The organism is Oleiphilus sp. HI0079 (assembly GCF_001635105.1).
On the sequence record NZ_LWFT01000349.1, the window covers coordinates 1 to 334 of the forward strand.

The following is a 334-nucleotide window of genomic DNA, read 5'->3' on the forward strand; positions in this document are numbered from 1 at the left end:
TCCCTAGCATACGCGCAAACGAATGCGCCACGTATCATTAGTGCTGATCTCGGCACCACACAGATACTACGCGCACTTGGCTTAGCAGAGCACGTTGTTGCCATTGACCTAACCTCTTCCAGAGAGGAGGCGTTTCATCATCTACCGAATATCGGTTACCACAGACAATTGTCACCCGAAGGTTTGTTGAGCCTAAATGCGGATGTCTTGATCGGCTCTTCACTCATGTGGCCAGAACGCACGCTTGATGTGCTTCGAGCGACACACGTTAAAGTTATCCAGCAAGAGACGCCAGAAAATCTAAGCATGCTAACCAACAATATCTTCCAGATTG

1 protein-coding gene is annotated in these 334 nt (G+C 48.8%); it reads left to right on the forward strand.

Annotated elements, in window-relative coordinates:
- The coding region (locus A3750_RS04735) for an ABC transporter substrate-binding protein (protein WP_156498406.1) at positions 1-334 on the forward strand (334 nt) is incomplete at both ends.